The sequence below is a fragment of the Microbacterium sp. EST19A genome, from assembly GCF_019969685.1.
In the GTDB taxonomy this organism is placed as follows: Bacteria; Actinomycetota; Actinomycetes; order Actinomycetales; family Microbacteriaceae; genus Microbacterium.
In genome coordinates this window covers 783208-810185 of record NZ_JAHXYZ010000001.1, presented here as the reverse complement: position 1 = coordinate 810185, position 26978 = coordinate 783208, and the positions used below count along the sequence as shown (strand labels likewise).

At 69.3% G+C, this 26978-nt stretch carries 25 protein-coding genes; 12 read left to right on the top strand and 13 right to left on the bottom strand.

The annotated features are described in order from the left end of the window. Positions 1–21: 21 nt before the first annotated feature. Positions 22–1494: an APC family permease gene (locus LC452_RS04045; protein WP_223622741.1), complete on the top strand. Its 1473-nt coding sequence runs from the start codon at positions 22–24 to the stop codon at positions 1492–1494. Continuing rightward, positions 1491–3200, top strand: a complete 1710-nt coding sequence (locus LC452_RS04040; protein ID WP_223622740.1) for an amidohydrolase — start codon at positions 1491–1493, stop codon at positions 3198–3200. Before LC452_RS04045 ends, LC452_RS04040 begins: the two co-directional genes overlap by 4 nt. A 25-nt stretch (positions 3201–3225) precedes the next feature. Here the strand turns inward: LC452_RS04040 and LC452_RS04035 are convergent, their stop codons facing one another. After that, a complete protein-coding gene (locus tag LC452_RS04035; protein WP_223622739.1) occupies positions 3226–4134 on the bottom strand; it encodes a LysR substrate-binding domain-containing protein in 909 nt (302 codons plus the stop codon). 133 nt (positions 4135–4267) lie between these two features. Between LC452_RS04035 and LC452_RS04030 the strand changes: the two genes are divergently transcribed. Continuing rightward, entirely contained in the window at positions 4268–7741 is a 3474-nt protein-coding gene (locus LC452_RS04030; RefSeq protein WP_223622738.1) for a bifunctional proline dehydrogenase/L-glutamate gamma-semialdehyde dehydrogenase, read from the top strand. 67 nt (positions 7742–7808) lie between these two features. On the opposite strand, the gene LC452_RS04025 is transcribed toward LC452_RS04030, so the two are convergent. The 5 genes from LC452_RS04025 to LC452_RS04005 all read right to left on the bottom strand — a co-directional run bounded on the left by LC452_RS04025 (position 7809) and on the right by LC452_RS04005 (position 13092). After that, on the bottom strand, positions 7809–8909 hold the full coding sequence (locus tag LC452_RS04025) for an ABC transporter permease (RefSeq protein ID WP_223622737.1): 1101 nt from the start codon (positions 8907–8909) through the stop codon (positions 7809–7811). Further along, a complete protein-coding gene (locus LC452_RS04020) occupies positions 8906–9799 on the bottom strand; it encodes an ABC transporter ATP-binding protein (RefSeq protein WP_223622736.1) in 894 nt (297 codons plus the stop codon). Before LC452_RS04020 ends, LC452_RS04025 begins: the two co-directional genes overlap by 4 nt. Positions 9800–9915: 116 nt before the next feature. Continuing rightward, on the bottom strand, positions 9916–11124 hold the full coding sequence (locus LC452_RS04015; protein WP_223622735.1) for a benzoate/H(+) symporter BenE family transporter: 1209 nt from the start codon (positions 11122–11124) through the stop codon (positions 9916–9918). A gap of 16 nt (positions 11125–11140) precedes the next feature. Beyond that, positions 11141–11818 (bottom strand): response regulator transcription factor, encoded by a 678-nt coding sequence (locus LC452_RS04010; RefSeq protein ID WP_223622734.1) that lies wholly within the window; start codon positions 11816–11818, stop codon positions 11141–11143. After that, a complete protein-coding gene (locus LC452_RS04005) occupies positions 11815–13092 on the bottom strand; it encodes a sensor histidine kinase (protein ID WP_223622733.1) in 1278 nt (425 codons plus the stop codon). Before LC452_RS04005 ends, LC452_RS04010 begins: the two co-directional genes overlap by 4 nt. A 165-nt stretch (positions 13093–13257) precedes the next feature. On the opposite strand from LC452_RS04005, the gene LC452_RS04000 reads away from it, so the two are divergent. The 7 genes from LC452_RS04000 (at position 13258) to LC452_RS03970 (ending at position 18380) form a co-directional block, all read left to right on the top strand. After that, on the top strand, positions 13258–13695 hold the full coding sequence (locus tag LC452_RS04000; RefSeq protein ID WP_223622732.1) for a VOC family protein: 438 nt from the start codon (positions 13258–13260) through the stop codon (positions 13693–13695). After that, the gene (locus LC452_RS03995; RefSeq protein ID WP_223622731.1) at positions 13695–14414 is read left to right on the top strand and encodes a helix-turn-helix domain-containing protein; all 720 of its coding nucleotides are present in this window, start codon (positions 13695–13697) and stop codon (positions 14412–14414) included. Before LC452_RS04000 ends, LC452_RS03995 begins: the two co-directional genes overlap by 1 nt. Before the next feature lies 1 nt (position 14415). After that, complete coding sequence (locus LC452_RS03990) at positions 14416–15051, top strand: dihydrofolate reductase family protein (RefSeq protein ID WP_223622730.1); 636 nt, start codon at positions 14416–14418, stop codon at positions 15049–15051. Positions 15052–15216: 165 nt separating this feature from the next. Then, positions 15217–16911: a collagen binding domain-containing protein gene (locus LC452_RS03985; RefSeq protein ID WP_223622729.1), complete on the top strand. Its 1695-nt coding sequence runs from the start codon at positions 15217–15219 to the stop codon at positions 16909–16911. Between the two features lie 135 nt (positions 16912–17046). Further along, positions 17047–17457, top strand: a complete 411-nt coding sequence (locus LC452_RS03980) for a hypothetical protein (RefSeq protein ID WP_223622728.1) — start codon at positions 17047–17049, stop codon at positions 17455–17457. A 32-nt stretch (positions 17458–17489) separates the two neighbouring features. Continuing rightward, the gene (locus LC452_RS03975; RefSeq protein WP_223622727.1) at positions 17490–18104 is read left to right on the top strand and encodes a hypothetical protein; all 615 of its coding nucleotides are present in this window, start codon (positions 17490–17492) and stop codon (positions 18102–18104) included. A gap of 57 nt (positions 18105–18161) precedes the next feature. Continuing rightward, entirely contained in the window at positions 18162–18380 is a 219-nt protein-coding gene (locus tag LC452_RS03970; RefSeq protein ID WP_223622726.1) for a hypothetical protein, read from the top strand. A 14-nt stretch (positions 18381–18394) separates the two neighbouring features. On the opposite strand, the gene LC452_RS03965 is transcribed toward LC452_RS03970, so the two are convergent. The 4 genes from LC452_RS03965 to LC452_RS03950 are packed head-to-tail and all read right to left on the bottom strand — an operon-like array spanning position 18395 to position 22723. After that, the gene (locus LC452_RS03965) at positions 18395–19198 is read right to left on the bottom strand and encodes a Cof-type HAD-IIB family hydrolase (protein WP_223622725.1); all 804 of its coding nucleotides are present in this window, start codon (positions 19196–19198) and stop codon (positions 18395–18397) included. A 49-nt stretch (positions 19199–19247) separates the two neighbouring features. Beyond that, complete coding sequence (locus LC452_RS03960; protein WP_223622724.1) at positions 19248–20093, bottom strand: exodeoxyribonuclease III; 846 nt, start codon at positions 20091–20093, stop codon at positions 19248–19250. A 9-nt stretch (positions 20094–20102) separates the two neighbouring features. Further along, positions 20103–22295 (bottom strand): malate synthase G, encoded by a 2193-nt coding sequence (locus LC452_RS03955; RefSeq protein WP_223622723.1) that lies wholly within the window; start codon positions 22293–22295, stop codon positions 20103–20105. Then, entirely contained in the window at positions 22292–22723 is a 432-nt protein-coding gene (locus LC452_RS03950; protein WP_223622722.1) for a heme-binding protein, read from the bottom strand. The genes LC452_RS03955 and LC452_RS03950 overlap by 4 nt, the downstream gene beginning before the upstream one ends. 66 nt (positions 22724–22789) lie before the next feature. Here LC452_RS03950 and pyrE point away from each other — a divergent pair, with 66 nt between their 5' ends. Both pyrE and LC452_RS03940 read left to right on the top strand, forming a co-directional pair. Beyond that, positions 22790–23398 carry an orotate phosphoribosyltransferase gene (gene pyrE, locus LC452_RS03945; RefSeq protein WP_223622721.1) on the top strand — a complete coding sequence of 203 codons (609 nt, stop codon included), beginning with the start codon at positions 22790–22792 and terminating at the stop codon, positions 23396–23398. Beyond that, a complete protein-coding gene (locus tag LC452_RS03940) occupies positions 23395–24297 on the top strand; it encodes an ROK family protein (RefSeq protein ID WP_223622720.1) in 903 nt (300 codons plus the stop codon). Before pyrE ends, LC452_RS03940 begins: the two co-directional genes overlap by 4 nt. Positions 24298–24328: 31 nt before the next feature. Here the strand turns inward: LC452_RS03940 and LC452_RS03935 are convergent, their stop codons facing one another. The 3 genes from LC452_RS03935 to LC452_RS03925 all read right to left on the bottom strand — a co-directional run bounded on the left by LC452_RS03935 (position 24329) and on the right by LC452_RS03925 (position 26879). After that, positions 24329–24697: an apolipoprotein A1/A4/E family protein gene (locus LC452_RS03935; protein ID WP_223622719.1), complete on the bottom strand. Its 369-nt coding sequence runs from the start codon at positions 24695–24697 to the stop codon at positions 24329–24331. A gap of 137 nt (positions 24698–24834) precedes the next feature. Next, the gene (locus LC452_RS03930; protein WP_223622718.1) at positions 24835–25980 is read right to left on the bottom strand and encodes a sugar MFS transporter; all 1146 of its coding nucleotides are present in this window, start codon (positions 25978–25980) and stop codon (positions 24835–24837) included. Next, on the bottom strand, positions 25977–26879 hold the full coding sequence (locus LC452_RS03925; protein WP_223622717.1) for a MurR/RpiR family transcriptional regulator: 903 nt from the start codon (positions 26877–26879) through the stop codon (positions 25977–25979). The genes LC452_RS03930 and LC452_RS03925 overlap by 4 nt, the downstream gene beginning before the upstream one ends. Positions 26880–26978 lie beyond the last annotated feature (99 nt).

Sequence of the window (26978 nt, the reverse complement as noted above, 5' to 3'; positions counted from 1 at the left end):
ACGACGAAGAGAGTCCCGACGATGTCCCACCCGATTCCGCCCTCGAGCGCCCCGGCGCCCGCGCTCGACACCGCAGCCACGACCACCCACGGCGGTCAGCTCTCGCGCTCGCTCGGCGTCGGCGGCAACGTGCTCATCACGCTCTCCGGCATCTCTCCGGCGTCGAGCGTCTTCATCCTCGGCGGCGCCGCGTTCGCCGGGTACGGCACCGGCGTCTTCTGGGGCTTCATCCTCGCCGGCGTCATCAGCCTGCTCATCGCGTTCTGCTACGCCGAGCTCGGATCGCGGCATCCGCTCGCCGGCGGCGACTACACCCTGGTGAGCCGTGTGCTGGGACCGGCGCCGGGAGCTGCGGTGTTCTTCATCAGCCTCATCACGCTGCCGCTGATCATCGCGATCTTCGCCCTCGGCGTCGCCGACTACCTGGGTGTCGCGATCGCCGGGCTCGACCCGCTCTGGACGGCCGTCATCGTCATCGTGCTCGCCACGATCACCGCGTGCTTCAACATCCGCACCAACGCGTGGGTGACCGGAGCCTTCCTCTTCATCGAGATGGCGGCGCTCGTCTATCTCTCGGTCCTCGGCGTCATCCAGATCGAACGCCCGATCACCGACCTGTTCGATCCACAGGCGCTGGATGCCGCCGGCGGCCTCGCTCCGCTGGGGATCGCGGGTCTCGTGCTCGCCGTCACGCAGGGCATCTTCGCCTACAACGGCTACGGGGGCGCCATCTACTTCGCCGAGGAGACGAGGGATGCCCGCCGAACGATCGCCAAGGCGCTGCTGTGGAGCGCGGCGATCACCGTGCTCGCCGAGATCATCCCGCTCACGGCCATCCTGCTCGGCGCCGACTCCCTGGAAGACCTCTTCGGCGCCGACCTGCCGGTGGAGTCGTTCCTCTCGGCGCGCAGCGGTGACACGGTGTCGACGATCATCCTGATCGCGATCGCGCTCGCCATCATCAACGCGATCATCGCGATCGCCCTGCAGGCAGGTCGTCTGCTGTTCGCGGCGGCTCGCGATCAGGCTCTGCCCGCCGTGCTCGCCCGCCCGCTCGCCCGCGTCTCTCCGCGCACCCGGATGCCGGTGGCGGCGACGATCACGATGGGTGTCATCGCGCTGATCGGATGCTTCGTGCCGTTCGACGTGCTGCTCAACGCGACCGGCTCGACCCTCGCGTTCTCCTACGGGTTCATCGCTCTCGCCGCCCTCGTGGTGCGGCGGCAGCAGGATGCCGTTCCCGACACCTATCGCATGCCGCTCTGGCCCGTGCCGCCCGTCGTCGCCCTCGCGGCGATCGCCACGATCTTCATCATCGGCATCCTCGACCCGGCGCAGTGGCTGAGCCTCGGGATCGCCGCCGGCATCGTCGCTGCGGGATTCCTCTACTACGCCCTGTACCTGCGCGCACACCCCGGCGCCATCCACCTGCTCGAGGCGGACGCGTCCTCCGACATGCCTTCAGATCACACCATCGAGGAGCACCCGGCATGACCATCGACACCCTGATCACGGGTGCGCGCGTGCGCACATTCGACCCCGCGCAGCCCTGGGCCGAGACCGTCGGCATCGACGGCGATCGCATCGCCTACGTGGGACCGGCATCCGACGCCCCCACGGCTCGCCGCACCATCGAAGCCGACGGGCGGCTGCTCACACCGGGCATCATCGACAGCCACAACCACCTCCTCCTCGGCTTCGACGAGGATGCGGTGTCGCTGGAGGGGGCGACGACTCTCGCAGAGGTGCGTTCGCGCATCGCGGACTTCGCCGCCCGACGCCCCGATCTCATCTGGATCTGCGCCGAGAACGCCGTGTACTCGATCGTCGAGGGGCGTCGTCCGAACGCCGCCGATCTCGACGGCCTCACCGATCGCCCCGTGTTCGTCACCACCTACGACCAGCACTCGGTCTGGTTGAACGGGGCAGCGCTCCGCATCCTCGGCATCGCCGCCGGAGTGGACATCGCCTGGGGGCGGCCGGAACGCGATGAGCGCCGCGGCGAGCCCACCGGTTGGGTCACCGACTTCTACACCAGCGCGATGACGACGGCCGGGCTCGCCGAGCTGCAGCGCGACATTCCGATGTACTCGCCGGAGCGCCGCTACCGCAAGCTCCTCTCCAGCATGCGCATGGCGACCGCGAGCGGCATCACCACCGCGGTCGAGCCGCAGGTTCCCCTCGCCGAGCTCGGCTTGTTCCAGCGTGCGCTTGCCGCAGGAGAGCTGTCGTCCCGGGTGATCACGGCACTGTTCCACCCGGTCGGGGCCGACGGGGACTTCCGTCAGCGACTGCTCCACGCGGTGCAGGACGCCGAGGCGGACGCCGATGCGGCAGGACTGCTGCGCCTGGGGCCTCTGAAGCTCTACGCCGACGACGTCATCGAGCCGCACACCGCGCTGATGCTCGACGACTACGCGAACCGTCCCGGCGTGCGCGGCAGGCCGAGCTATCCGGGTCGCGAGCTCGTCGAGGTGATCAGCGAACTCGACCGACTCGGATTCCAGACGCACACGCACGCGACCGGGGATGCCGGTATCCGTCTCGCGCTCGACGCGATCGAGCAGGCCGCCCGGCGCAACGGCACGAAGGACCGCCGTCATGGCGTCGTGCACGTCGAGTGCCTGCATCCCGACGATCTGCCGCGGTTCCGTGCGCTCGGGGTCACCGCGGCCATGCAGCCGCGGCACTGCTCACCGGATCTCGTCGCCGGCACCTGGATGGAGAACGTCGGCGAGGATCGCTGGGACAGGGCCTGGCGGTTCCGCAGCCTGCTCGACAGCGGCGCCACGGTCGCCTTCTCCAGCGACTGGCAGGTGGGCGAGATGGATCCGCTGGTCGGGTTGTACTCGGCCGCGACGCGGGCGGGACTGGACGGCGGCGATGCGTGGACCACGCAGGAGCGGGTCGGCATCGATCGGTCGCTGGAGGCGTACACCGTGCACGGAGCGCGGGCCTGGCACGCCGAGGGCGATCGGGGGAGGGTACGGCGCGGAATGCTCGCGGACCTCGTGCTGTGGTCGGACGACTTGTACCGGCACGAGGACGACCCCGCCGGGCTGCTCGATCAGCACGCCGAGGTCACGATGGTCGGGGGGCGGATCGCTCATTCTGCGGGAGGGCTCGCTTCGCCGACCGCTGTCCGCGCGGAGGATCCCGTCGCCGCGGGGACCGGTGAGAAGCACGTGCACGCGCACTGACCGCGGCTCGAGATCAGGGTTCGCGTCACGCCGGCAGGTTGTGCGACGCCGCGTCCGTCAGCGCGCGTCGCACCGCCTTGATCGATGGCGCATCCGCCGACACCCGCCGGGCCGAGGAGAAGATCTCGCGACGCGGCTCGTCGGGGAGCGGCGCCAGGTCGACGGTCGGAGTGTCTCCCGCCCACACGAGCTCGGGAAGAAGTCCGACCGCGAGCCCGGCGTGGATGAGGCGCACGTGCGCGGTGAGGTCGGCGATCTCGAAGCGCACGTCGGGCTCGAAGCCCGCGGTGCGGCACAGCTGCTCGGCCCAGGCACGCGACGCCGTGCCGGCGGGTTCGAGCACCCACGGCTCGTCACGGGTCGACCACAGGGCGGCGACGGCATCCGCCTCTCTCGCGCTTCCCGGCTGCCGCGCCAGGGCGATCGCGTCGTGCGCCAGCACCACCCGGTCGAGGTCGGCGTGGATCGGGCGGGTGCGGCCCGGATACTGCTCGGCCAGGATCAGGTCGAAGTCGCGGCTCGAGACGCCGACGAGTCCCCGCTCGGGGTCGGATTCGGTCACCTGCACGCGCAGAGCCGGATGCCGCTCCTTCAGTGCGTCGAGCGCGCGCGGCAGCAGGGAGTGGGCCGTGGACTGGAAGACGGCGATGTGCACGGTTCCGGTGACCTCGGTGAGCGACTCCGCGACCGCGACCTCGGCATGCTCGAGCTGATCGAGGATGCCGATGGCCTGGGCGACGAGCACGTTCCCCTGCGGGGTGAACTGCACCCCGCGCCCCACGCGTCGCAGGAGCGGGACGCCGACGTCGCGCTCGAGCGCGCTGAGCTGCTGCGATACCGAGGCCTTGCTGTAGGACAGGGCGTCGGCGACGGCGGAGAGGGTGCCGCGGCGGGAGAGCTCCACCAGCATCCGCAGGCGATTGACGTCGAGCACGTCGGATCCGTTCGTTCAGTATGAGTGAACAGAATTCACGCAATTCGGTTGATAGACGGAGCCTACCGAGCAGACGGACAATGATCCAGCCGCACACGTCCCGGGTGTGCGAACTCTCCGGAAGGCACAGCCCATGTCTGTCGACGTCGACACCACCCCGCGCACCGACTCCCCGCGAACCGAGGAGGTCGCCGCTCTCGTGCAGCGCTGGCTCGCCGAGAGCGAGTCCTACCCGGTCGAGCCCGCCGCCCAGCGCCTCTCCGAGGTGCTGAAGGACCCGAACGGCCTCGCCTTCACCGTCGGCTTCGTCGACGGCGTGATGCGCCCGGAGGATCTGCGTGTCGCCGGACGCAAGCTCGCCGAGATCTCGGACATGACCCCGTCCCTGCTGCCCGGCTACCTCCGCGCCGCCATCAAGACGGGCGGATTCTGGGCGCCGAAGCTCCCCGGCATCGTCGTGCCGATCTCCCGGCGCGTGCTGCGGGCGATGGTCGGGCACCTCGTGCTCGACGCCACCCCCTCGAAGCTCGGCCCCGCGATCGCGAAGCTGCGCAAGACCGGCAACCGGCTGAACCTCAACCTGCTCGGCGAGGCCGTGCTCGGCGAGCGCGAGGCGGGTCGCCGCCTGCAGGGCACCAGTGACTTCCTCGCCCGGAACGACGTCGACTACGTCTCGATCAAGGTGTCGAGCGTCGTCAGCCAGCTCTCGATGTGGTCGTTCGACGAGGCCGTGGCGGACGTCGTCACCAAGCTCACCCCGCTGTACCAGCTCGCCGCGCGCTCGGAGGGCACGGGCAAGACCAAGTTCATCAACCTCGACATGGAGGAGTACCGCGACCTCGACCTGACCATCGAGGCGTTCACCAGCATCCTCGACCAGCCGGGACTCGAGAACCTCGAAGCCGGCATCGTGCTCCAGGCCTATCTGCCCGACGCGCTCGGCGCCATGCAGCACCTCCAGGAGTGGGCGGCGGCCCGACGGGCGAAGGGCGGGGCGCCGATCAAGGTGCGCGTCGTCAAGGGTGCGAACCTCGCGATGGAAGAGGTCGACGCCGCGATCCACGACTGGCCGCTCGCGACCTACGGCACGAAGCAGGACTCCGACACCAACTACAAGCGGGTGCTGGACTGGGCGATGACGCCGGAGCGCCTGGATGCCGTGCGCATCGGCGTCGCGGGCCACAACCTGTTCGACATCGCGTACACCTGGCTGCTCGCGAAGTCCCGCGGCGTCACCGACAACGCGGCCCACCTCGTCGAGTACGAGATGCTGCTCGGCATGGCCACGGGCCAGGCGGCCGCGGTGCGCAAGGACGTCGGTCAGCTGTTGCTCTACACACCGGTCGTGAACCCGGCGGAGTTCGACGTCGCCATCGCCTATCTGGTGCGCCGACTCGAAGAGAACGCGAGTCCTGCGAACTTCATGTCGGCCGTGTTCGAGCTCGCCTCGAACCCCGCGCTCCTCACCCGAGAGCGTGAGCGCTTCGAGCGGTCGCTCGCCGGACTCGAGGCCGACCGCTCGGTCCCGGCATCCCACCGGGTGCAGAACCGCGCGACTGAGAACGCGGCGGATGCCGGCACCACCGGCTTCGCGAACCAGCCCGACACCGACCCCGCGATCGACGCGAACCGCACCTGGGGCCGCGACATCCTCGCGCGCTCGGTGAGCTCGACTCTCGGTCTCGACACCATCGCGATCGCCAAGGTCGAGACCGAGGCCGAGCTCGACGACGTCTTCGCCGCGGCCACCGTCGCCGCCGAGAGGTGGGCCGCGCTGCCCGCCGCCGAGCGCGCCGCCGTGCTGCACCGTGCCGGCGACCAGCTCGCCGCCCGCCGCGGTCAGCTGATCGAGATCATGGCCCACGAGGCGGGCAAGACGATCGCCGAGGCCGACCCCGAGATCAGCGAGGCGATCGACTTCGCGCACTACTACGCCGAGCGCGCGCTCGACCTCGAGGCCGTCTCCGGCGCCGAGTTCGTGCCCTCGAAGGTCACGGTCGTCACGCCGCCGTGGAACTTCCCGGTCGCGATCCCCGCCGGCGGAGTGCTCGCAGGCCTGGCATCCGGATCCGGTGTCATCATCAAGCCGGCCAAGCTCACGCAGCGGTGCGGTGCCGTCATGGTCGAGGCGCTCTGGGCCGCCGGCGTGCCGCGCGACCTGCTCGCCCTCGTCGATCTGGCGTCCCGCGACCTCGGCACCCGCCTCGTCGCGAGCCCTGCGGTCGACCGCGTGATCCTCACCGGCGCGTACGAGACGGCGCAGCTGTTCCGCTCGTTCCGCTCGGATCTGCCGCTCCTCGCCGAGACCAGCGGCAAGAACGCCATCGTCGTCACACCCTCCGCCGACCTCGACCTGGCCGCCGCCGACGTCGCCCGCAGCGCGTTCGGGCACGCCGGTCAGAAGTGCTCCGCGGCGTCCCTCGTCATCCTCGTCGGATCCGTCGCCGATTCGAAGCGGTTCGAACGTCAGCTCGTGGATGCCGTGACGTCGATGCGCGTCGGCCTCCCCGAGGATCCCGCCACGCAGATGGGGCCGATCATCGAGCCGGCGAACGGCAAGCTGCTGACCGCGCTCACGAAGCTCGAGAAGGGCGAGCGCTGGCTCGTCAAGCCGCGCAAGCTCGACGCCGACGGCAAGCAGTGGACGCCCGGTGTGAAGACCGGTGTGCGCGAGGGGTCGTACTTCCACCTGACCGAGTTCTTCGGTCCGGTGCTGGGCGTCATGCACGCCAAGGATCTCGACGAGGCCCTGCGCCTGCAGAACGCGGTGGACTACGGCCTCACCGCCGGGCTCCACTCGCTCGACTCCGACGAGGTCGCCACCTGGCTCGACCAGGTCGAGGCGGGCAACCTCTACGTCAACCGCGGCATCACCGGCGCGATCGTGCAGCGTCAGCCGTTCGGCGGCTGGAAGCGCTCCGCCGTGGGCGCCGGTGCGAAGGCGGGCGGCCCGAACTACCTCTTCGGCCTGGGCGAGTGGGCTCCCGCCGCGCTGCCGGCGAGTGCGACGGATGCCGCCGTGCTCCCCGCGATCGAGGCGCTGCTGGGCGCAGCCGGTGCCGAGCTGGACGCGGTGGAGATCGCCTGGCTGCATCAGGCCGCGGCATCCGATGAGCGCGCGTGGGTCGACGAGTTCGGCGCCGTGTCAGACAAGTCCGGGCTCGGAGTCGAGCGCAACCTGTTCCGCTACCGCCCGGTCGCGACCGATGTGCGCATCTCGGAGCATGCGCCTCTCGTCGACGGCATCCGCGTGCTCGCCGCCGCGCTCCGCAGCGGCAGCCCCTTCACGGTTTCGGCACCGGCACTGCCCTCGCGCGTCGAGAAGGCGCTGCGTGCGCACGGGGTGTCCGTGAAGCACGAGAAGGATGCGGCATGGACCAAGCGCTACGCCAAGGAGACCCGCGGCTGGGCGCGTCTGCGGCTCGTCGGCGGCGACGCCTCGGCGCTGTTCGCAGCGCTGGACGGAAGCCCCGACGTCGCCGTCTGGTCGCACGCGGTGACGGGCGCCGGTCGCGTCGAGATGCTGCCCTTCCTGCACGAGCAGGCCGTGTCGATCACGAACCACCGCTTCGGCAATCCGACGACCCTGTCCGACGGCGTGATCTGAGCGGACGAGCCACCGACGACGAACCCCCTGCCGCGATCCGCGGCAGGGGGTTCGTGCATCTCACGCGTCAGCCGCGCAGCGCCTCGACGAGCTTGACCCGCGAACCCATCCGCAGGAGCGAGTTCTCGTAGATCTTCGCGCCGATGGCGATCGCCGCCACGCAGCTCGCGAGCAGCACCACCAGGCTCAGCAGCGGCTCCCACCACTGCGCCTCACCGACGAACAGCCGCATCGGCATCCCGACCGGCGCCGAGAACGGCACATACGACATGATCGTCAGCACCAGCGGGTTGTCGTTGAAGATGATCACCAGCACGTACGGCGCCATCACGAGCATCGTGATCGGGGTCGTGGTCGAGCCGATGTCCTCCTGGCGGGAGACCATGGATGCCGCGGCGGCGAACAGCGCCGCCAGAAGGATGAACCCGAACAGGAAGAACACCGCGAACCAGATGATCGGCGCGCCGAGGGTAGAGAGCACCTCCCGTTGACCCGTGACGATCAGCCCGACCGTCGCGATCGCGGCCAGCGCGAGGATCTGTCCCATCGCGAGCACCGTGTTGCCGATCACCTTGCCGGCGAGAAGGGTGCGCGCCGGGATCGCCGACAGCAGCACCTCGACCACGCGGGTCTGCTTCTCCTCGACCACGCTCTGCGCGATCGTGCCGCCGAAGGTCGCCGCCGCCATCATGAACACCAGACCGAAGCCGATGGCGATGAAATAGCGCAGCAGCGGGTTCGTGGTGGCCGGCTCCAGGATCTGCACCTCGGGCGCCTGCGAGAGACCCGAGACGAGCGATCCGGGGGCGTCCTTCAGCGCGATCACCGTGAAGCCGGTCGGGCCCTCACCGGGAAGCACCGCCGCGTCGACCTTTTCGTCGCGGACGAGCGCCTCGGCCTCGGCCTCATCGGAGACCTCGGTGACGGTCACGTTCGGCAGTGCCGACACGGCCGCCGAGGTCTGGGACGTCACGGCCACCGGCATCGCCTCGGCCGCGGCGTTCTTGCTCGCGAAACCGCCGATGACGATGCCCGCGAGGGCGAGCAGCAGCAGGATGCCGGTGGAGATGAGGAACGCCTTGCTGCGCAGCTTGGAGCCGATCTCCCGCTCGGCGACCAGCCAGATGCCGTTCGCCACGGTCGGCGCGCCCTGAGTCGGAGTGCTCATCGGATGACCTCCTTGAAGATCTGTGCGAGGGAGGGATGCTTGGGGGCGAAGCTCGCGACATCACCGCGTTCCACCGCGGTGCGCAGCACGCGCTGCGCCGTCTCGGGGCCGTCGGCGTCGAAGAGCGCGTAGCCGCCCTCGAAGTCGACCACGGTGACGCCCGGCTCGGTGCGCAGCCATCCGGCGTCGCCGGCCGAGACGAGCTCGTAGCGGTCGCGCGCATGCTCGGCCCGCAGCGCATCGCGCGAGCCGGATGCCCGGACCGTGCCGCCGGCGAGGATCACCAGGTCGTCGCAGAGCCGTTCGACGACGTCGAGCTGGTGCGAGGAGAAGAGGATCGAAGCGCCCTTGGCGGCACTGGACTGCAGCACGCCGGCGACGACGTCGACCGCGAGGGGGTCGAGGCCCGAGAACGGCTCGTCGAGAATCAGCACCTCGGGGTCGTGCACCAGCGACGCCGCGATCTGCGCGCGCTGCTGGTTGCCGAGCGAGAGCGACTCGATCGTGTCGTTCAGCCGCTCGCCCAGGCCCAGCTCGGTGAGCAGCTCGGTCGCGCGTGCCGTCGACTCCGCCTTCCCGTAGCCGTGCAGGCGGGCGAGGTACACGATCTGCTCGAGCACCTTCATCTTCGGGTAGAGGCCGCGCTCCTCCGGCATGTAGCCGAAGCGGCGGCGTTCTGCGGCCGTGAGGGGTGCACCGTCCAACGCGACGTCTCCGCCGTCCGACGAGAGCAGTCCGAGGACGATCCGCATGGTGGTGGTCTTGCCGGCGCCGTTGCCGCCGACGAAGCCGGTCAGCCGCCCCGGCGAGACCGTGAAGGTCACATCGTCGAGGACCCGCCGCGAGCCGTAGCTCTTGGTGATGCCCGTGAGTTCGAGTTTGCCTGTCACTTCGACCACTCCGTTCGCTCAGTACTTCGCATGGCCTTCACGTTACGGAGGAGCGGGTGCCTGCGGCATCCCCCGCATGGCGGATTCCGGGAGTCATCCTCGGAGGTGGGTGCGCGTCAGCGGCGGCCGGCGTGCAGCACGGTGCGCACGACGAGTCCCGCGACGAGTGCCCAGAACGCGGCGCTCACGCCGATCAGCGAGATGCCGGATGCCGCGACGAGAAAGGTGACCACGGCGGGGATCCGTTCGCCCGGGTCGTCGATCGCCTGCTGCACGGCCGAACCGAAGGCGGCGAACAGGGCGAGGCCGGCGACGGCGGGGATCACGGCGGCGGGCGCGAGCGTCACGAGCGCGGCGAAGGCCGCGGAGCATCCGCCGAGCACGAGGGACGACCCGCCGGTCGAGACGCCGGCGACCCACCGGCGTCTCGGATCGGGATCGGCATCCGGAGATGCGGCGAGGGCCGCGCTGATCGCGGCGAGGTTGATCGCATGGCCGCCGGCGGTGGCGCCGAGCGCCGTGCCCAGGCCGGTCACGAGCATCGCCGGACGCCACGGCACCTCGTACCCGAAGCTGCGCATGATCGCGATGCCGGGAACGTTCTGCGAGGCCATGGTCACGATGAACAGGGGGAGCGCGAGTCCGACCAGCGCTCCGAGCGTGAACGTCGGTGCCGTGAGCTCGACCCGCGGCAAGAGGAGGGCAGGATCGAACGATGCCCGCTCCTGGACCAGGGATACGGCCACCACGACGGCCGCTGTCACGAACGCGAGCGGCACGGCCCAGCGCGGTGCGAGGCGTGCGAACACCAGCCAGGTGAGCACCACCGGCACCACGCCCCACGGATTCGCGACGATGCCCGTGATCGGGGCGAGGCACAGCGGCAGGAGGACACCGGCCAGCATCGCCTGGGCGATCGACGGCGGGATGCGGGCGATGAGCGCGCCCAGAGCCGGCCAGAGCGCGGTGAGCAGGATCAGCGCCGCAGTCACGAGGAAGGCGCCGACGGCCGCGGGCCAGCCGCCGTCGACCGCGCCCGTCGCCACGAGCAGAGCCGCACCCGGCGTCGACCAGGCGACCGTGATCGGCATCCGGTACCGCCACGCGAGCACGACGCAGGCGAGCCCCATCGTCAGGCTGGCCGCGAGCAGGCCGCTCGCCGCCTGCGCCGGCGACGCTCCGACCGCATCGAGTCCGGTCAGCACGACCGCGAACGAGCTGGTGAATCCGACCAGCGCGGTCACGACCCCCGCCAGGATCGGGCGGGACAGGCCGGAATCGCGGGGCGGGCCTGAATCGCGGGACGAGGGAGCGGCGCCGGGCATGGCTCCGAGAGTATCGCTAGGCGAGACCCATCCGGAGCGCCAGCACCACCGCCTGCACCCGGTCGCGCGCACCGAGCTTCTGCAGGATGCGCGAGACGTGCGTCTTCACGGTGGCCTCGCCGATGAAGAGGGCGCTCGCGATCTCGGCGTTGCTGCGCGCGTCGGTGAGGAGCGTCAGCACCTCGGCCTCCCGATCGGTGAGCGGCTCGGCCAGCACGGTCGCGTTCACGACCGGGCGGGGCGCGGGAGCGGGAGCGGATGCCGCGGCGAACCGCGTCAGCACCCGGCGGGTGACCTCGGGTGCCAGCATGCCGTCGCCGGCGGCCAGGGCGCGGACGGCCGCGATCAGGTCTTCGGCTCCCGCGTTCTTCAGCAGGAAGCCGCTCGCCCCGGCATCCAGCGCCTGGTAGAGGTAGTCGTCCTGATCGAACGTGGTGACGATGGCGATCGCAGCCTCGATGGAGGGATCGGCGACGATGCGCCGCGTCGCCTCGATGCCGTCCATGTCGGGCATCTGCACGTCCATCGTGATCACGTCGGGGCGGAGGGCGGATGCCTGGGCCACGGCATCCGCTCCCGTCGCCGCCTCGCCGACGACGGTGATGTCGGGCTGGATGTCGAGGATCGTGCGGAACCCCGCGCGGAGCATCGAGTGATCGTCGACCAGGAGGACGCGGATCGGCTGCTCGGTCATCGGGGGCTCCTCGCCTCGGTCTTCGGGGTGAGCGCGGTCATGGGAAGAGGCACGCGGGCGCGCACGCGCAGGCCGCCGAGCGGGCGGGGCGTCACCTCGAGCGTGCCGCCGGATGCTGCGGCGCGCTCGCGCATGCCGAGCTGGCCGAGCCCTGGGCGCAGGTGCGCGACCGCGCGTCCGGTGTTCACGACCTCGACCTCGACGCCGCCGTCCTCGTAGCGCACGCGGACATCTGCGGTGGCGCCGAAGCCGGCATGGCGGCGGGCGTTCGTCAGCGACTCCTGCGCGATGCGGTAGAGGTTCACCGCGATGAGCGAGGGGACGGGCACGGGTTCGCCGATCACCGCATACTGCGTGGGCAGGCCGGCCTCGGTCGACGCCGTCGTGAGTTCGGCGATGTCGCCGAGCTCGAGGGTGGACGCGACATCCGTCGTCTCTCCACCGGGCGTCCGCAGCGTCTCGAGCAGCTGGCGCAGCTCGTGGATGGCGTCGCGCGCCGACCCCTCGATCCCGGTGAGGATGCGGCGGGACTGTTCGGGATCCTGGTCGAGCACGAGGCGCGCAGCGCCTGCCTGCACGCCCATGACCGAGACATGGTGGGCGACGACGTCGTGCAGCTCCCTCGCGATGCGCACCCGGTCGAGGGCGACGGCCTGCGCGGCGGTGACCTCGCGCTCGCGTTCGAGGTCGGCGGTGCGCTGCTCGAGCACGGCCCGCTGCGAGGCGGCGATCCAGGAGCGCTCGCCGAAGTAGTACGCCCCGCCGAAGTAGAGCAGGTTCAGCAGGATCTGCAGGAGCATGAACGCGACGTACGGCGACATCGCCCCGGCCACCACGTCGGCCTTGTCGGCTTCGCTGATCGCGTCGCGGTACATCGTGATGAGGAGCCACGCGAGCATGCCCACGATGATCCCGACGCGCACGATCATCGCTCGACGGCGGTCGTTCATCCAGGCGCCGACCGTGTAGAGGCCGACGAACATCGCGATGTTGCCGACATAGATCTCGGGCACGCGGATGGTCACGGCCGTGAAGTACGCCAGCGCGATCACGACCGCCACGATCCCGGGCCAGCGACGACGGAAGGCCAGCGGGAGAGTGGCGACCGCCGCGTAGACGAGCGCCGTCCAGAGTTCGGCCTGCTCGTCGCCGTAGATCTCCGAGATCGACGAGAGCGCGGCGGAGAGGATCGCCCCCACGAACATGACGGCCGCGAGGATCAGATCGCCGCGGCGCTCGCGGTCGGTCGGCGTGCGGCGGAATTCGGCGGACATCCTTCCACCGTAGGGCGGAGCGGATGCCGCGGCATCCCCCTCATGGCGGATGGCTCGACGAGCTCAGCAGAATATCGGCTTGCTATTGACAAGCACGCTTGTTTTTAACAAGCTAGGTCTCAACAGGCTCCGCGCACCGCAGGGCCGAACCGACAAGGAGTCATCATGACCAAGGTCTTCGTCAACCTGCCCACCACCGACCTCGAGCGTGCCAAGGCTTTCTACACGGCGCTCGGCTGCACGATCAACCCGGCCTTCACCGATGAGAACGCCGCCTGCGTCGTCTGGTCGGACGACATCTACTTCATGGTCCTGAAGCGCGAGTTCTTCGCCACGTTCACCGACAAGCCGATCGCCGACCCGCAGGCGGTGGCGCAGGTCTCGGTCACCTTCAGCCGCGAATCGCGTGAGGACGTCGACGCGATCATCGAGAAGGGTCTCGCCGCCGGCGGCGCCGAGCCGAAGCCGGCGCAGGACTACGGCTTCATGTACTCGCGCGACCTCGACGACCCGGACGGCAACTCGCTCGGCTTCCTGTACATGACCCCGGAGGCCGCCGAGAACGGCCCCGAGCACGTCGCGGGCGACGCCTCCTCGGTCTGATGGCCTCGCGCAGCTACGGCCAGTACTGCGGTGTCACGACGGCCGTCGAGCTGATCGGCGAGCGGTGGGCGCTGCTCATCGTCCGCGATCTGCTCGTCGGGCCGCGTCGTTACACCGACCTCAAGCAGGGCCTGCCGCGCATTCCCACCAACATCCTGTCCACGCGCTTGAAGGAGCTTCAGGAAGGCGGGGTCGTGCGCCGCGTCCCGCTGCTCCGCGGTCTCGCCTACGAGCTCACCCCCTACGGCCAGGCTCTGGAGCCGATCATGCTCGAGCTCGGGCGCTGGGGCTTCCAGACGATGGGCGACCCGGAGGAGGGCGACGTCGTCACCCCCGACTCGCTCACCATGGCGCTGCGCACGGCCTTCCAGGCGGATGCCGCCACCGACGCGGAATACGAGCTGCATGTCGGCGAGGTCGCCCTCCGGGCCTCCGTGCGCGACGGCGAGCTGCGCGTCGCTCAGCTCGCACCGCCGGCACCTCCCGTCGGAGGGCGACTGCCAGACGGCGAAGCGGATGCCGTGATCGTCGCCGGTCCCGGCATCCGTCATCTCATCGGCGGGCGCATCACGCCGGCCGAGGCTCTGGCGCAGGATGTGCTCGCTGTCGTGCGCGGCGAGGAATCCTGGCTCGACTCGTTCGCCCGCACCTTCCACATCGCACCGCTGAACGCTGTATCGAAATCCGAATCGAAAGCTGTACTGACGCAAGGAGCATGACATGAGCAACGAAGCATCGGGTCGCATCCTGATCGACCTCTTCACCACCCTCGACGGCGTCGCCCAGGGCCCGGGCGGCACCGATGAGGACACGTCCGGCGGCTTCCGCTTCAGCGGCTGGCAGGCCGGGCACCCCTCGGACGGCGTCGGCATCGAGGTCGAGAAGGGCATGCGCGGCCTCGACGCGCTGCTGCTCGGCCGTCGCACCTACGACATCTTCGCGGCGTACTGGCCGCATCACACCGACGGCGAGTCCGGCGACATCGGCAAGCTCTTCAACAGCGTGCCGAAGTACGTCGCGACCCGGGATGCCGACTTCCCGCTCGACTGGGAGGGCAGCACGCGCGTCGGCGACGACCTCGCCGCCGAGGTGGCGGCGATGCGGGCGAATCACCGCGAGGTGCATGTGATCGGCAGCATCGACTTCGTGCACACCCTGCTCGCCGAAGGACTCTTCGACGAGCTGAACCTCTGGGTGTACCCGATCCTGCTCGGCGCCGGCAAGAAGGTGTTCGACGACAACGCGCTGCCGTCGGTGCTGACTCTGCTCGAGCCGCCGAAGAGCGACGACGGCGGGGTCACCTTGCTGCGGTTCGGGCGGACGGATAAGACACCGGATGTCGGGACGTACGAGTGAGGTGAGCGATATATCACTCGACTCGACTATTCCCTTTCTGTGTCCGCATCGCTTACATTCGAATGTTGCCGCATTTTCGGCAGAAGTCTGAGGCCGAGCGGGACAGCGTGATCGCTGCGCGCACGACCTCCATCAAGGGGTGGGATGATGACGCGACGACGCGGAATGATGCGAGCTGTGCTCGGCGGGATGGCGGCCTTCGCGCTGGCCCTGGGTGGCGTGACGGCGGCCTCCGCCGACGATGCGGCGGTGCCGGGCACCATCTCTGGAACCGTGACGCGTGCCGACGACGGCGCGCCCGTCGTCGGTGTCACGATCACGGCGTCCGGGCAGGCAGGGGGCTGGGGGTCGACCACCACCGATGCCGCGGGCGGATACACGCTGACCGGACTCGCAGCCGACTCGTACGTCGTGACGTTCATGCCGGACGGCACTGACCTGAAGCGCGAGTACTGGGAGAACACGTTCGACTACTCCCGGGCGACGGCGATCGTGATCGCTGACGGCACGGCGGTCACCGCGGTGGACGCGGCACTCGAAGTCGGAGGTGGCATCAGCGGCGTGGTCACCCGCGAGGACGACGGAACGGCCCTGCCGGACGTGACGGTGTCGGCTCTCGATGCGAACAACGAGATCGTCGGCTCGACCGAGACCGATGCCGCCGGCGAGTACGACCTCGGTGGCCTGCCGGCCGGCTCGTACCGGGTGAGGTTCGGCTCGCCAGATGCTGCACTGCTGTCTCAGTACTGGAAGAACGAGTACAGCTGGTCGTTCGCGACGAGCGTCGACGTCGTGGAGCAGCAGACCGTGGCCGGAGTCGACGCGGCTCTCGTCGTCGCAGGGTTCATCAGCGGCACGGTGACAAGGGCAGTAGACCAACAGCCGCTGTTCTCCATGGTCTCGATCTACGAAGTCGATGGACGGTTCGACATCGAGTTCAACTACACCGACAGCAACGGCCAGTACCGCGTGGGCGTTCCGGCGGGAACGTATAAGGTGCTCTTCCGGTCCACCGGCCTGGCTGAGGAGTACTGGGAGGATGCCGCAGTCTGGGACACGGCTACCGAGTTCACGGTCTCGGCCGGTGAAGAGGTGGACGGCATCGACGCGGTGCTCGACAAGATCGCTGCCGTCAGCGGCACCGTAACCGTGGAGTCCGACAAGCCGGCTGAGGTCTCCGTGCAGGCATGGAGCGATGGCGTGGAGGTGGCGAATAAGCGCGCCGATGCGGGCACGGGGGCATACTCCCTGCTGCTGCAGAAAGGTACCTACACTCTGCAGGCAACCGCCACGTTCAAGGACGGCACGCCGCCGGTGACGCAGTACTTCGACGGTGTCGCGACGGCCACCGAGGCCACGCCCATCTCGCTCTCGCCCGATGAGATCGTTCAGGGGATCGACTTCACGCTCGATCCTGACCCCGAAACCGAACCCGAACCCACGCCCGCGCTCACTCTGTCGACCGGCACGATCGTCGCCGGTGGCGACGTGACCGTCTCCGGCACCGGCTTCGAGCCCGGAGCGAAGATCGCGTTCGAGCTGCACTCCGACCCGATCGCGCTCGGCACGTTGACGGCCGATGGAGGCGGTGTGCTGAAGGGGTCGTTCAAGATCCCGGCCAGCGCTCCGGCAGGCGCCCACACGCTCGTCGCCCTCTCCGGCACGACGGTGGTCGCGACCGCGGCATTGAGCGTCACCGCCGCAGCCAGCACTGGCTCGGGCGGCGCCAACACCGGCAGAACCGGCGGCGCGCTTGCGAGCACCGGGTCGGATGCGCCGGTGGTTGCAGCGATGGCCGGTCTGATGCTGCTGTTCGCGGGGCTGACCCTCGTGCGGCGGCGGCGGCGGGCGCAGGGCTGAGGACGAGCTGCGCGGCTATGCGCGTTCGTGGAGCGTCAGTCCCGATTCCGCATTTCAACTGGTCGGTGTGCATGAATGGCTAATCGTGCGAGGCGGGGCGCGACAGCGGCACTGCTGGCATCGTCTCTTGCGGCGATGCCAGCGCTGATGGCTGGATGCGCTCAAATCGCTCGCAATGACGAACCGCCGAGCCACGTCGGTCAGTGGGCATCGACGGATGGTGCCTCGTTCTTGAAGTTGAACGAAGACCACACCGGGTCGTTCATGCTGTGTGGACCCGACACGGAATATGAAGGCCTCAGGTACAACTTCGACGCGAAGAATTGGCCGGCGACGATTCCGATCACCTGGGAGGAGTCTGTTCCATCCGACCCCGATCCAGCTGGGAGCATCTATCTCTATCAGGATTGGGATTTGCGCCAGGAAACCGGCACTGGATTCGGAACCGTCGATGTCAGTCTCTACTGGCGTGATCCGGCTCTGGAGATGGGTGTGGATCTGGTCGTGAGTTACCTCAAGACTGAGGGAGAAGCGGCTGACTGCTGATGGCGGGAGAGTCCCGTCGGAATGGTGATCCTATGAACGTTTATGGGTCGTGGGCCCCGATTCCGCGAGACAAAGGCGTCAACTGGTCGAGGGAATCCCTCGACCTGGGGTCTCGTTTCTCCAGGCAGGTGGCCGCCCGGTTCGAAGGCGAACAGGTGCGCGCATATGCGATCCTCCCTCGAGATCGGGAGAGCATCGACGTCGCTGACTTCTCGCATTCTGCACAGATCGGCGAGGCGGATCTCCTTCTGGGGAGGTTCCTTCAGAGTCTCGCCGCAGCCTTTGACGGCATCCTCGTGGTCGACGACGATCTTGCACGACGCGGTGATCCGAGACTCGAAGGAGTCTCGTACGTCGATGACAGAGTCATTCGTTGGGTCGACCTGCAGTCGGCTCCCGGCGACCTGACGCGGCTGGTCCGGACCGGAGCCTCAGGTTATCCGTTGAATGCGTTCGTCTGCGCAAATACGGGTGGTCACGCGTTTCACCCGCCGGCTGGTCCGCTATCCGAACCGGATGTGGTGTTGCTCGCCGGCGAGGTGCGAATGGTCATCCACTCGATCTTCGACACGGAATCGTTCCTGCTCCTCGTCATCGACGACGAGGTGAACGCGGTTTTGGAGTCGTTCGCATATGCATCTGAGTAGCGTTCCACCTGGATTCCAGGAGCCCCGGGACGATAAGCAGGATTCGTCGGACTTCGGATGATCATCGTCGGCGTGCTGATCATCGTCCTCGGCTTGGGCGTGATCGTCCTCCGCAAGCAGATTCACCGGGGAATCGCGAGCAGGGCGAAAAAGATCGGCAACTCGTCGATCTCGAGATCGGTGAAGTTCGACACGCCCGCCCGAATCATCGAGGTCGGTGTCGTGATGGTCCTCATCGGACTCAGCGTCGTCTTGTACGCGGTCGGCATCTTCTAGACGAGGCCCGTTCGTCAGCCGAGCATCCGCTCGATGACCCGCGCGACTCCGTCGTCGTCGTTCGACGCGGTCGTCTCGTCCGCAGCATCCTGCACGACATCCTCCGCACCGGCCATGGCGACGCCGTGACCGGCCCAGCGGAGCATCTCGACGTCGTTGAGCGCATCGCCGAAGGCTACGACATCCGTGCGGTCGATGCCGAGGTGCTCGCAGAGGCGGGCGAGACCGGTCGCCTTGGTGACGCCCTCGGCCATGACCTCGACGAACGGGGCGCCCGACAGCGTCGCCTCGAAACCGGTGAGACCCAGCGACTGCAGCGTCTCGAACATGGCGCTCGGCGCGAGTTCGGGATGCCGGATCACGAACTTCACGCTCGGTGCGGACACGACGTCATCGAAAGCGACGCCGCCCATCGTCTCCGGGGCGCGCTTGTGGTCGGCCAGGTCTGCGATCTCGGCATAGCCGTGCTGCGCCACGAACGTCTCCCCGGCATCGCGCACGCTCGCGAACAGCAGGCCGGGGATGCTGGCGCGCAGCGCCTCGGCGAGCGTGCGGATCGTGTCGGCCGGCAGCTCTTCGGCGAACAGCATCCGTCCGTCGGTCAGGTGCACGGCGTACGCGCCGTTGCTGCACAGCGCCCACTCGTCGAACGCCGCATCCGCCGCGATCGCACGCAGGCCGATCGGCTGGCGGGCCGTCACCGGGACGACATGGATGCCGCGATCACGCGCCGCATCCAACGCACCGCGCGTGCGCGGGGAGACCTGCGCCGAAGAGTCGAGCAGCGTGCCGTCGAGATCGGTGGCGATCAGGCGCATTTCGTCATGGCGTTTCGTCTCGCTTCGCTCGCTCAACGACCGGCGGGCGTCAGGAGAAGATCATCGGCATGTCGTCGTCGTCCTCGGTGCCGCCGAGGTCGAGGTCGACGACCACCGGCACGTGGTCGCTGGGCTGCTCGCCCTTGCGCTCGTTGCGGTGGATCGACGCGCCCGTGACGGCATCCGCCAACGTGCGCGAACCGAGCACGAAGTCGATGCGCACGCCCTCGTTGCGCGGGAACTTCAGCCGCTGGTAGTCCCAGTACGTGAAGCCCTCGGGGATCAGCGGACGAACCACGTCGGTCACGCCTGCGTCGGCGAACGCGAAGAACGCGTCACGCTCCGGCGGCGAGACGTGTGTGGAACGGCCGACCACGATGTCGGGGTCGCCGTTGTCCTGGTCGAAGGGGATGATGTTGAAGTCGCCGACCAGGGCGAGCGGCAGCTCGGGGTTCGCCGCGAGCTCGGCCGCCGTGGAGTTCCGCAGCGCCTCGAGCCAGTGCAGCTTGTACGCGAGGTGCGGGTCTTCGAGCGAGCGGCCGTTGGGCACGTACAGGCTCCAGACCCGGACTCCCTCGACCATCACGCCGAGCGCGCGAGCCTCGAGCGGAGCATCCGGCCCCTCATGCCCCTTCGCGAAGCCCGGCATCCCGTCGAACGCGGTGCGCACGTCGGTGATCGGCAGACGGCTCGCGATCGCGACGCCGTTCCACTGATTCAGGCCGTGCACCTCGACGTGGTACCCGGCTTCTTCGAACGGGCCGTACGGGAACTGCTCGGGCTTGCACTTGATCTCCTGCATCGCCAGCACGTCGATGTCTTCGCGCACGGCGAACTCGACGGTGCGGGTGACACGGGTGCGGATGGAGTTGACGTTCCAGGTGGCCAAGCGCATGCGTCCAGCCTAGTTGCGGGCTCCGACAGCGGCCGCCTGCTCCGCCTTCTTCTCGCGCCGGAGACCGTGCAGCAGCGGCTCGGTGTATCCGCTCGGCTGCACCGCGCCCTCGACGATCAGGCGCCGGGCCGCGGTGTAGGCGATCCCGGGCTGCTCACCCTCGGCGAACGCCAGCGGTTCGTAGGCCGCATCGCCGGCGTTCTGCGCGTCGACGACCGGCGCCAGGCGCCGCAGACTGTCGTCGATCTGCTCCTCGGTGATGACGCCGTGCGCGAGCCAGTTGGCCAGCAGCTGGCTCGAGATGCGCAGCGTCGCCCGGTCTTCCATGAGACCGACGCCGTGGATGTCGGGCACCTTCGAGACGCCGATGCCCTGATCGATCCAGCGCACGACGTACCCGAGGATCGACTGCACGTTGTTGTCGATCTCGTCGGCGACGATCTCGGGCGTGAGGTCTCCGTCTCCGGCGAGCGGCGGCGTGAGCAGCAGGTCCAGTGCGCTCTCATCGACCGGGGGGAGCGTCTCCCGCACCGCGAACGCATCGACCTGGTGGTAGTGCAGCGCGTGCAGCGTGGCCGCGGTCGGGGAGGGGACCCACGCGGTGGAGGCCCCGGAGCGGACGTGCGCGATCTTCTTCTCGAGCATGTCGTGCATCAGGTCGGGCTCCGCCCACATGCCCTTGCCGATCTGCGCCCGTCCGTCGAGTCCGGCGGCCAGGCCGATCGCGACGTTGCGTGCCTCGTACGCCGCCATGAACGGGCGCGCCTTGATCTGGGCCTTGGGCAGGAAGGGCCCGGCGTGCAGCGACGTGTGGATCTCGTCTCCGGTGCGATCGAGGAACCCCGTGTTGATGAAGACGACGCGATCGGATGCCGCCGCGATGGCGGCCTTGAGGTTCACCGAGGTGCGGCGCTCCTCGTCCATGATGCCGACCTTCATCGTGCGGGGCGGCAGGCCGAGCAGGGTCTCGACCCGGCCGAACAGTTCAGCGGCGAAGGCGACCTCCTCGGGGCCGTGCATCTTGGGCTTGACGATGTACATCGAACCGGTGCGCGAGTTGCGTCCGCCGTCCGGTCCTTCGAGCTCGGGGATGCTGCCCAGCGCGGTCATGATCGCGTCGAGGATGCCCTCGAACGTCGGCTCGCCGTCGCGGTCGAGCACGGCGTCGGTGCGCATGAGGTGTCCGACGTTGCGCACGAACAGCACGGCGCGGCCGGGGAGGGTCACCTCGCCGCCATCGACCGTGCGGTAAGAGCGGTCGGGGGCGAGCTCCCGCGTGAAGGTGCGTCCGCCCTTGGTGACCGACTCGGTGAGCGTGCCGTCCATGAACCCGCGCCAGTTGCGGTAGCCCAGGGCCTTGTCGTCGGCGTCGACCGCGGCGACGGAGTCCTCCAGATCGAGGATCGCCGTGAGCGCCGACTCGAGCAGGATGTCCTGCACCCCGGCCTCCTCGGTGCGTCCGATCGCGCCGTCGTGATCGATCACGATCTCGGCGTGCAGTCCGTGGTGGCGCAGCAGCACGGCGGTGGGGGCGTCGTCTTCGCCGGTGAAGCCGATGAAACCCTCGGGAGCGGACAGGCGACGGTCGCCGTCGCGCGTGCGGATCCCCAGCCCTTCGCTGTCGACGCGGTAGCCGATCGCCTCGCGGTGCGAGCCCTCGGTGAGCGGGGCGATCTCGTCGAGCAGATCCCGGCCCCGGGCGACGACGGCCGCCGCGCGCAGGGGATTGTGCGTGCTTCCCGGCGCGAGATCCCCGCTCTGATCGATCGCATCGGTGCCGTACAGGGCGTCGTACAGCGAACCCCAGCGGGCGTTCGCCGCGTTGAGGGCGAAGCGGGCGTTCAGCAGCGGCACCACGAGCTGGGGCCCGGCCATCGTCGCGATCTCGGGGTCGACGCCCTCGGTCGTGATCGAGACGGCGCCCGGGTCGGGTGCGAGGTACCCGATCTCGGTGAGCAGCGCCCGGTACGCGTCCCGGTCGGGGGCTCCGGGGTTCGCCCGATGGAAAGCGTCGATGCGCTGCTGCAGCTCGTCGCGCCGCTGCAGGAGCTGCGCGTTGCGGGGGCCGAGATCATGGATGATCGCACTCACGCCGGTCCAGAACGCCTCGGAGTCGCGTCCGGCGTCGGCGAGCGAGGCCTCGGCGAACTCGACGATCGGTGCGGCCACCGAAAGGTCGGCACGGGTGAGATACGACGTCATTTCAGCATTCCTTCTGTTCGGGCGCCGAGGCGCTGCAGGGTCTCCAGTGCGATCTCGGCATCCTGCACGGGCGTTCCCCCGGCCACTCCCAGTCCGCCGACGTGCACGTCGTCGAAGAAGATCGGCACGCCCCCGTCGACGGTCGTGAGCGTGCTGCCGGTGGCGAGGGGCAGGGTGATGCTGAGCGCTTCCGGGATCATCCCGGTGCGGCGACGGGTGGATGCCGAGGTCGCGGCCTTGCGGCGGCTGGTCTCGGCGCTGTGCGGGGTGGCGCCGTCGGTCATCCCGTAGGCGATGAGAGTCATCGAGGGATCGGCGACGGCGATGACGGTCTTCACCCCGTGGCTCTCGCCCACTTCCATGGCGATGGCGACGGCGCGCGCGGCCGTCTCGTAGTTGATCGCGGCGATCTGGCGGTGGGTAGACATGACGTCTCCTCTTCTCGATCTCAACTATTCACAGAGCGAATGCGAACTTCCGCATGACGGAATCATATGACATCGAGCGAAGCAGGTCCAACCGTGCCTTCTACACTGGATGCCGTGACCGCACTCGACGCAGACCGTCAGACCCTTCTCGACCTGATCAAGGACGAGGCGGTGTTCCACGGCGACTTCACCCTCTCCAGTGGCAAGAAGGCGACGTACTACGTCGATATGCGCAAGCTGACACTCGATCACCGGGCCGCTCCCGCGATCGGGCGCATCATGCTCGACCTCATCGGCGACCTCGACATCGTCGCGGTCGGAGGGCTCACCCTCGGTGCCGACCCGATCGCGAACTCGGTGCTGCACGCCTCCGTCGCAGCCGATCGTCCGCTCGACGCGTTCGTCGTGCGCAAGGAGCCGAAGGACCACGGCCGCGGCCGTCAGATCGAGGGCGCCGACGTCAAGGGCAAGCGCGTCGTCGTGCTGGAAGACACCTCCACCACCGGGCAGTCCGCACTCAAGGCCGTCGAGGCCCTGCGTCGCGAGGGGGCCGAGATCGTCGCCGTCGCCGTGATCGTCGACCGCAAGACCGGTGCGCAGGCCGCGATCGAAGCGGAAGGCCTCGAATGGCGCGCGGCCTTCGACCTCGACGACCTCGGGCTCGACCCGCAGTGACGAGCTACGCCCTGGCCGTCGATGTGGGCGGCACCAAGATGGAGGCCGCGCTCGTCGGCGAAGACGGCGCGCTCGTCGCGGGCAGCCGCAGCAGGCAGGCGACCGGGCGTGAGGCGACCTTCGAGTCGCTGACCGCCGCCGTGCAGGCGATCGTCGCGCATGCGCTCGCCGCTCTGCCGGAGGGCGCCGAGATCGTGGGCGCGGGTGCGGGAAGCGCCGGACCGATCGACCGCATCGCCGGCGCGATCATGCCCGTGAACATGCCTCTGGCGCGGGGCTTCGGTCTGGCCGCGGCCGTGCGCGAGGCGGCATCCGCCGGTCTGGGCCGCGAGGTGCCGACCGTGCTCGGCCACGACGGCGGAGCTCTCGCGCTCGCCGAGTCGTGGCTCGGTGCCACGCAGGATGCCGGTGCCTCGCTGTCGATCGTCGTCTCGACGGGTGTCGGCGGCGGCTTCGTCGTGAACGGCGCGTACATCCCCGGCGCCACCGGCAACGCCGGTCACCTGGGCCAGGTGCGCCGTGAGGGCGGCCTGACACTCGAGGAGATCGCCTCCGGCCCCGCGAGTGCCGCCTGGGCGCAGCAGCAGGGCTGGAGCGGCGCGACCGGCGAAGACCTCGCCCGGGACGCCGCCGCGGGAGTCGCCGTCGCGCGCGCCGCGATCGAGCGCTCGGCGAAGGCGGTGGGAGAGGCGCTGGCCGATGCCGCGACCCTCGTCGACCTCGACACGGTCGCCATCGGCGGAGGATTCTCGCGCGTCTCGCCCGACTACATCGACCTCGTGCAGCAGGCACTCACCGCGAACGCCGCGCACGAGTACTCCCGCAAGGCGAGGGTCGTGCGTTCCGGGTTGGGCGATGAGGGTCCACTGATCGGCGCGGCCGCGCTCGTCCTGCGCTAGCGGCGCAGACGTCGGCAACCGTGCCCGGGTCTCAGCGAGACGCGGTCGCGAGCTGACGAGGGGGACCTTCGAGCCGCGCGATCGCGATCTTCACGTCGACGACCTCGACCGCGAGGCTGTCGATGCGCGTGGCGAGCTTCAGATCGACGGCGTCGATGCGTGTGGTGAGTCTCTCTTCGACGGCGTCGATGCGTGTGGTGAGCTTCTCTTCGACGGCGTCGATGCGTGTGGTGAGCTTCTCTTCAACGGCGTCGATGCGTGTCGTGAGCTTCTCTTCGACGGCGTAGATCCGGTCGTCGACGTGACGCACAACCCAGGTGAAGCCGGTGAAGAGGCTCGCGCCGAGGGTCAGCACGATGCCGACCGCGCTGAGCACGATCGTCAGGGTTTCGATGGACACGTACACGGCTCCAGTCTGCGATGCGAACGACGGGTTCGCCAGCGAAACTACGCTGTTTCTCCGCGGCGGAAGCGCTGTATATCGGTATCGGTGAACATCCCGGGGAGATGCGCGATCGTGGAGGAGTAGTCGGGCCGTCAGGGCCGGGTTGGTGCACGTCTCCCCACCCGCGCCGCAACGAGCACCAGCACCGGAACGACGGCGCACAGCGCAGCCGAGATGATCAGCGTCGTGCTCGATGCCGGGTCGCGGCCGACCAGCAGCACGAGGCTCGGGACGAACGTGCCGCCGACGGCCCCGCATGCCACGAGGGCTCCCGTCACGGCGGCGCTCCGGGCAGCGTCGAGTCGATCGAGGGCGAGTCCGACGATCAGGCCGTAGCTCGGTGCGAGGAGAACGACGGATGCCGCGAGCGCGGCGAGCGCGCCCACTGGGAATCCGCCCACCAGCATTCCGGCCGTGGCCATCAGGCAGGCCGCGCCGATCGTGCCGACGGCGAGGATCGTGACCGGCGAGACCGCGCGACGCCGCAGCCCGGCGGCTCCGAATCGACCGACGGCCATCAGCGCCCAGAAGACGGAGGTCCCGAGGGCCGCGGCAGCAGGATCCAGCGCCAGCGCCCGCTCGGGTATGACGGCCGACCATCCGGAGAGCACCGTCTCGACGCCGACGTACAGCGGGAGCGCGACCGCGAACGGCAGGAGCGGGAGCAGTGCCCGCGCGTCACGTCGCACCGGCATGTCGGACGCGGATGCCGATGGCTCGCGCCCTCCGGCGAGGAGGACGATCGTCACGAGCGGGACGACCGCGAGGATGCTGAGCATGGGCAGCGCCTCGGATCCGGCGGCCACGGCGAGCGGCGTGAGTGCGGCGCAGACGGCCACGGTGCCCATGAGCGCACTCAGCATCCCGGTCGCGCTGCCGGTCGCCGCCGCCTTGGCCGCCACCGAACCCGCGGCCTCGACGAGCCCGAACCCGAGTCCGGCTATCGCGGCCGCGCCGAGGAAGACCGCCGGATGCCCCGCCCACGCCGCGGCGACGAGGGCGGCCGCCTGGAGTGCGCTGCCGAGGATCAACGTCACTCTCGGCGGGCGACGCACGAGCAGCGGTCCGGAGAGGAGCACGCCGACGAGCAACCCGGCGAACAGTGCCGGCACGGCGGCGCTGAGCTCGGCCGACAGCATCCGCTCCGCTGAGGGGAGCGCGGCGGGCACGAACGCGGCGGTGACCCCGAGGCTGGCGAAGGCGGCGAAGAGCGCCGTCCGGTTGCGCGTGCGTGTCACGCGCCGCCTGCTCTGACGCGGTGCACGGCCGCATACGTGTCGCGCAGCGCCTCCATCGAGCGGTCGTAGTTGGACTGGGCGACGCCGATGAAGATGCAGTCGACGACCATGAGCTGGGCGATCCGGCTGCCGAGTGCTCCCGAGCGGAAGCCCGTCTCGCGTGCGGCCGTGGTGAGCACGATGTCGGCCTGATCGGCGAGCGCGGCGCCGGCGTGATTGGTGATCGCGATCGTCGTCGCCCCTGCCCGTCGGGCAAGCAGCAGGAACTCGATCGTGTCGGTCGTGGAGCCGCTGTGCGAGACCGCGATCGCGACGTTGCCCGGTCCCAGCGTGGCCGCCGACGTCCACGCCGCGTGCGGATCGGACCAATCCAAGGCCGTGCGGCCGATGCGGGTGAGCTTGCGCTGCAGGTCGAGACCGACGATCGAGCTCGCGCCGACGCCGAAGATGTCGACCCGCGTGGAGGCGTTGATCGCGTCGACGGCGGCGCGCAGCGCGTCGGTGTCGAGCACCTTCGCGGTGTCGGCGAGGGAGAGCGTCTCGGCGAGCGACACCTTCGCGACGATGTCGGTCAGCGTGTCGTTGCGGTCGATGTCACCGGAGACGTCGGGAAGGGCCGCCGTGTCGAACGTCTCGCGCTCCACGTCGCGCAGCACGTGGTTGCGCAGTTCGCGCACGTGGTCGTACCCGAGCCGCTTGCAGAAGCGCACCACCGAGGTCGTCGAGGTGTCGCAGCGCTGGGCGAGCTCGGCGATCGACAGCCCCGCCGTCTCCGCCGGCTGCGCGAGGAAGAGGTCGGCGATCCGCTGCTCGCTGGGGCGCAGCTCGGGACGGATCGCGCGCATGCGCACGAGAACGGGGTGCCCGCCGGCATCGTCGAGGGCGGCGTGATGGGGCATGGAGGTCTCCGATCGATGTTTCATAACACTAGAGGAACTTCTGTTACATCAGAAGTGACTTTCGTGTACTTTTGGTACAACCAAGATCGACGATGTTCG

Bases quoted from the DNA above. Each gene is read 5' to 3' on its own strand.
- LC452_RS04045 (WP_223622741.1), top strand. From the start codon at position 22: ATGTCCCACCCGATTCCGCCCTCGAGCGCCCCGGCGCCCGCGCTCGAC.
- LC452_RS04040 (WP_223622740.1), top strand. From the start codon at position 1,491: ATGACCATCGACACCCTGATCACGGGTGCGCGCGTGCGCACATTCGAC.
- LC452_RS04030 (WP_223622738.1), top strand. From the start codon at position 4,268: ATGTCTGTCGACGTCGACACCACCCCGCGCACCGACTCCCCGCGAACC.
- LC452_RS04025 (WP_223622737.1), bottom strand. From the start codon at position 8,909: ATGAGCACTCCGACTCAGGGCGCGCCGACCGTGGCGAACGGCATCTGG.
- LC452_RS04015 (WP_223622735.1), bottom strand. From the start codon at position 11,124: ATGCCCGGCGCCGCTCCCTCGTCCCGCGATTCAGGCCCGCCCCGCGAT.
- LC452_RS04010 (WP_223622734.1), bottom strand. From the start codon at position 11,818: ATGACCGAGCAGCCGATCCGCGTCCTCCTGGTCGACGATCACTCGATG.
- LC452_RS04005 (WP_223622733.1), bottom strand. From the start codon at position 13,092: ATGTCCGCCGAATTCCGCCGCACGCCGACCGACCGCGAGCGCCGCGGC.
- LC452_RS04000 (WP_223622732.1), top strand. From the start codon at position 13,258: ATGACCAAGGTCTTCGTCAACCTGCCCACCACCGACCTCGAGCGTGCC.
- LC452_RS03995 (WP_223622731.1), top strand. From the start codon at position 13,695: ATGGCCTCGCGCAGCTACGGCCAGTACTGCGGTGTCACGACGGCCGTC.
- LC452_RS03990 (WP_223622730.1), top strand. From the start codon at position 14,416: ATGAGCAACGAAGCATCGGGTCGCATCCTGATCGACCTCTTCACCACC.
- LC452_RS03985 (WP_223622729.1), top strand. From the start codon at position 15,217: ATGATGCGAGCTGTGCTCGGCGGGATGGCGGCCTTCGCGCTGGCCCTG.
- LC452_RS03980 (WP_223622728.1), top strand. From the start codon at position 17,047: ATGCCAGCGCTGATGGCTGGATGCGCTCAAATCGCTCGCAATGACGAA.
- LC452_RS03975 (WP_223622727.1), top strand. From the start codon at position 17,490: ATGAACGTTTATGGGTCGTGGGCCCCGATTCCGCGAGACAAAGGCGTC.
- LC452_RS03970 (WP_223622726.1), top strand. From the start codon at position 18,162: ATGATCATCGTCGGCGTGCTGATCATCGTCCTCGGCTTGGGCGTGATC.
- LC452_RS03965 (WP_223622725.1), bottom strand. From the start codon at position 19,198: ATGCGCCTGATCGCCACCGATCTCGACGGCACGCTGCTCGACTCTTCG.
- LC452_RS03960 (WP_223622724.1), bottom strand. From the start codon at position 20,093: ATGCGCTTGGCCACCTGGAACGTCAACTCCATCCGCACCCGTGTCACC.
- LC452_RS03955 (WP_223622723.1), bottom strand. From the start codon at position 22,295: ATGACGTCGTATCTCACCCGTGCCGACCTTTCGGTGGCCGCACCGATC.
- LC452_RS03950 (WP_223622722.1), bottom strand. From the start codon at position 22,723: ATGTCTACCCACCGCCAGATCGCCGCGATCAACTACGAGACGGCCGCG.
- pyrE (WP_223622721.1), top strand. From the start codon at position 22,790: ATGACATCGAGCGAAGCAGGTCCAACCGTGCCTTCTACACTGGATGCC.
- LC452_RS03925 (WP_223622717.1), bottom strand. From the start codon at position 26,879: ATGCCCCATCACGCCGCCCTCGACGATGCCGGCGGGCACCCCGTTCTC.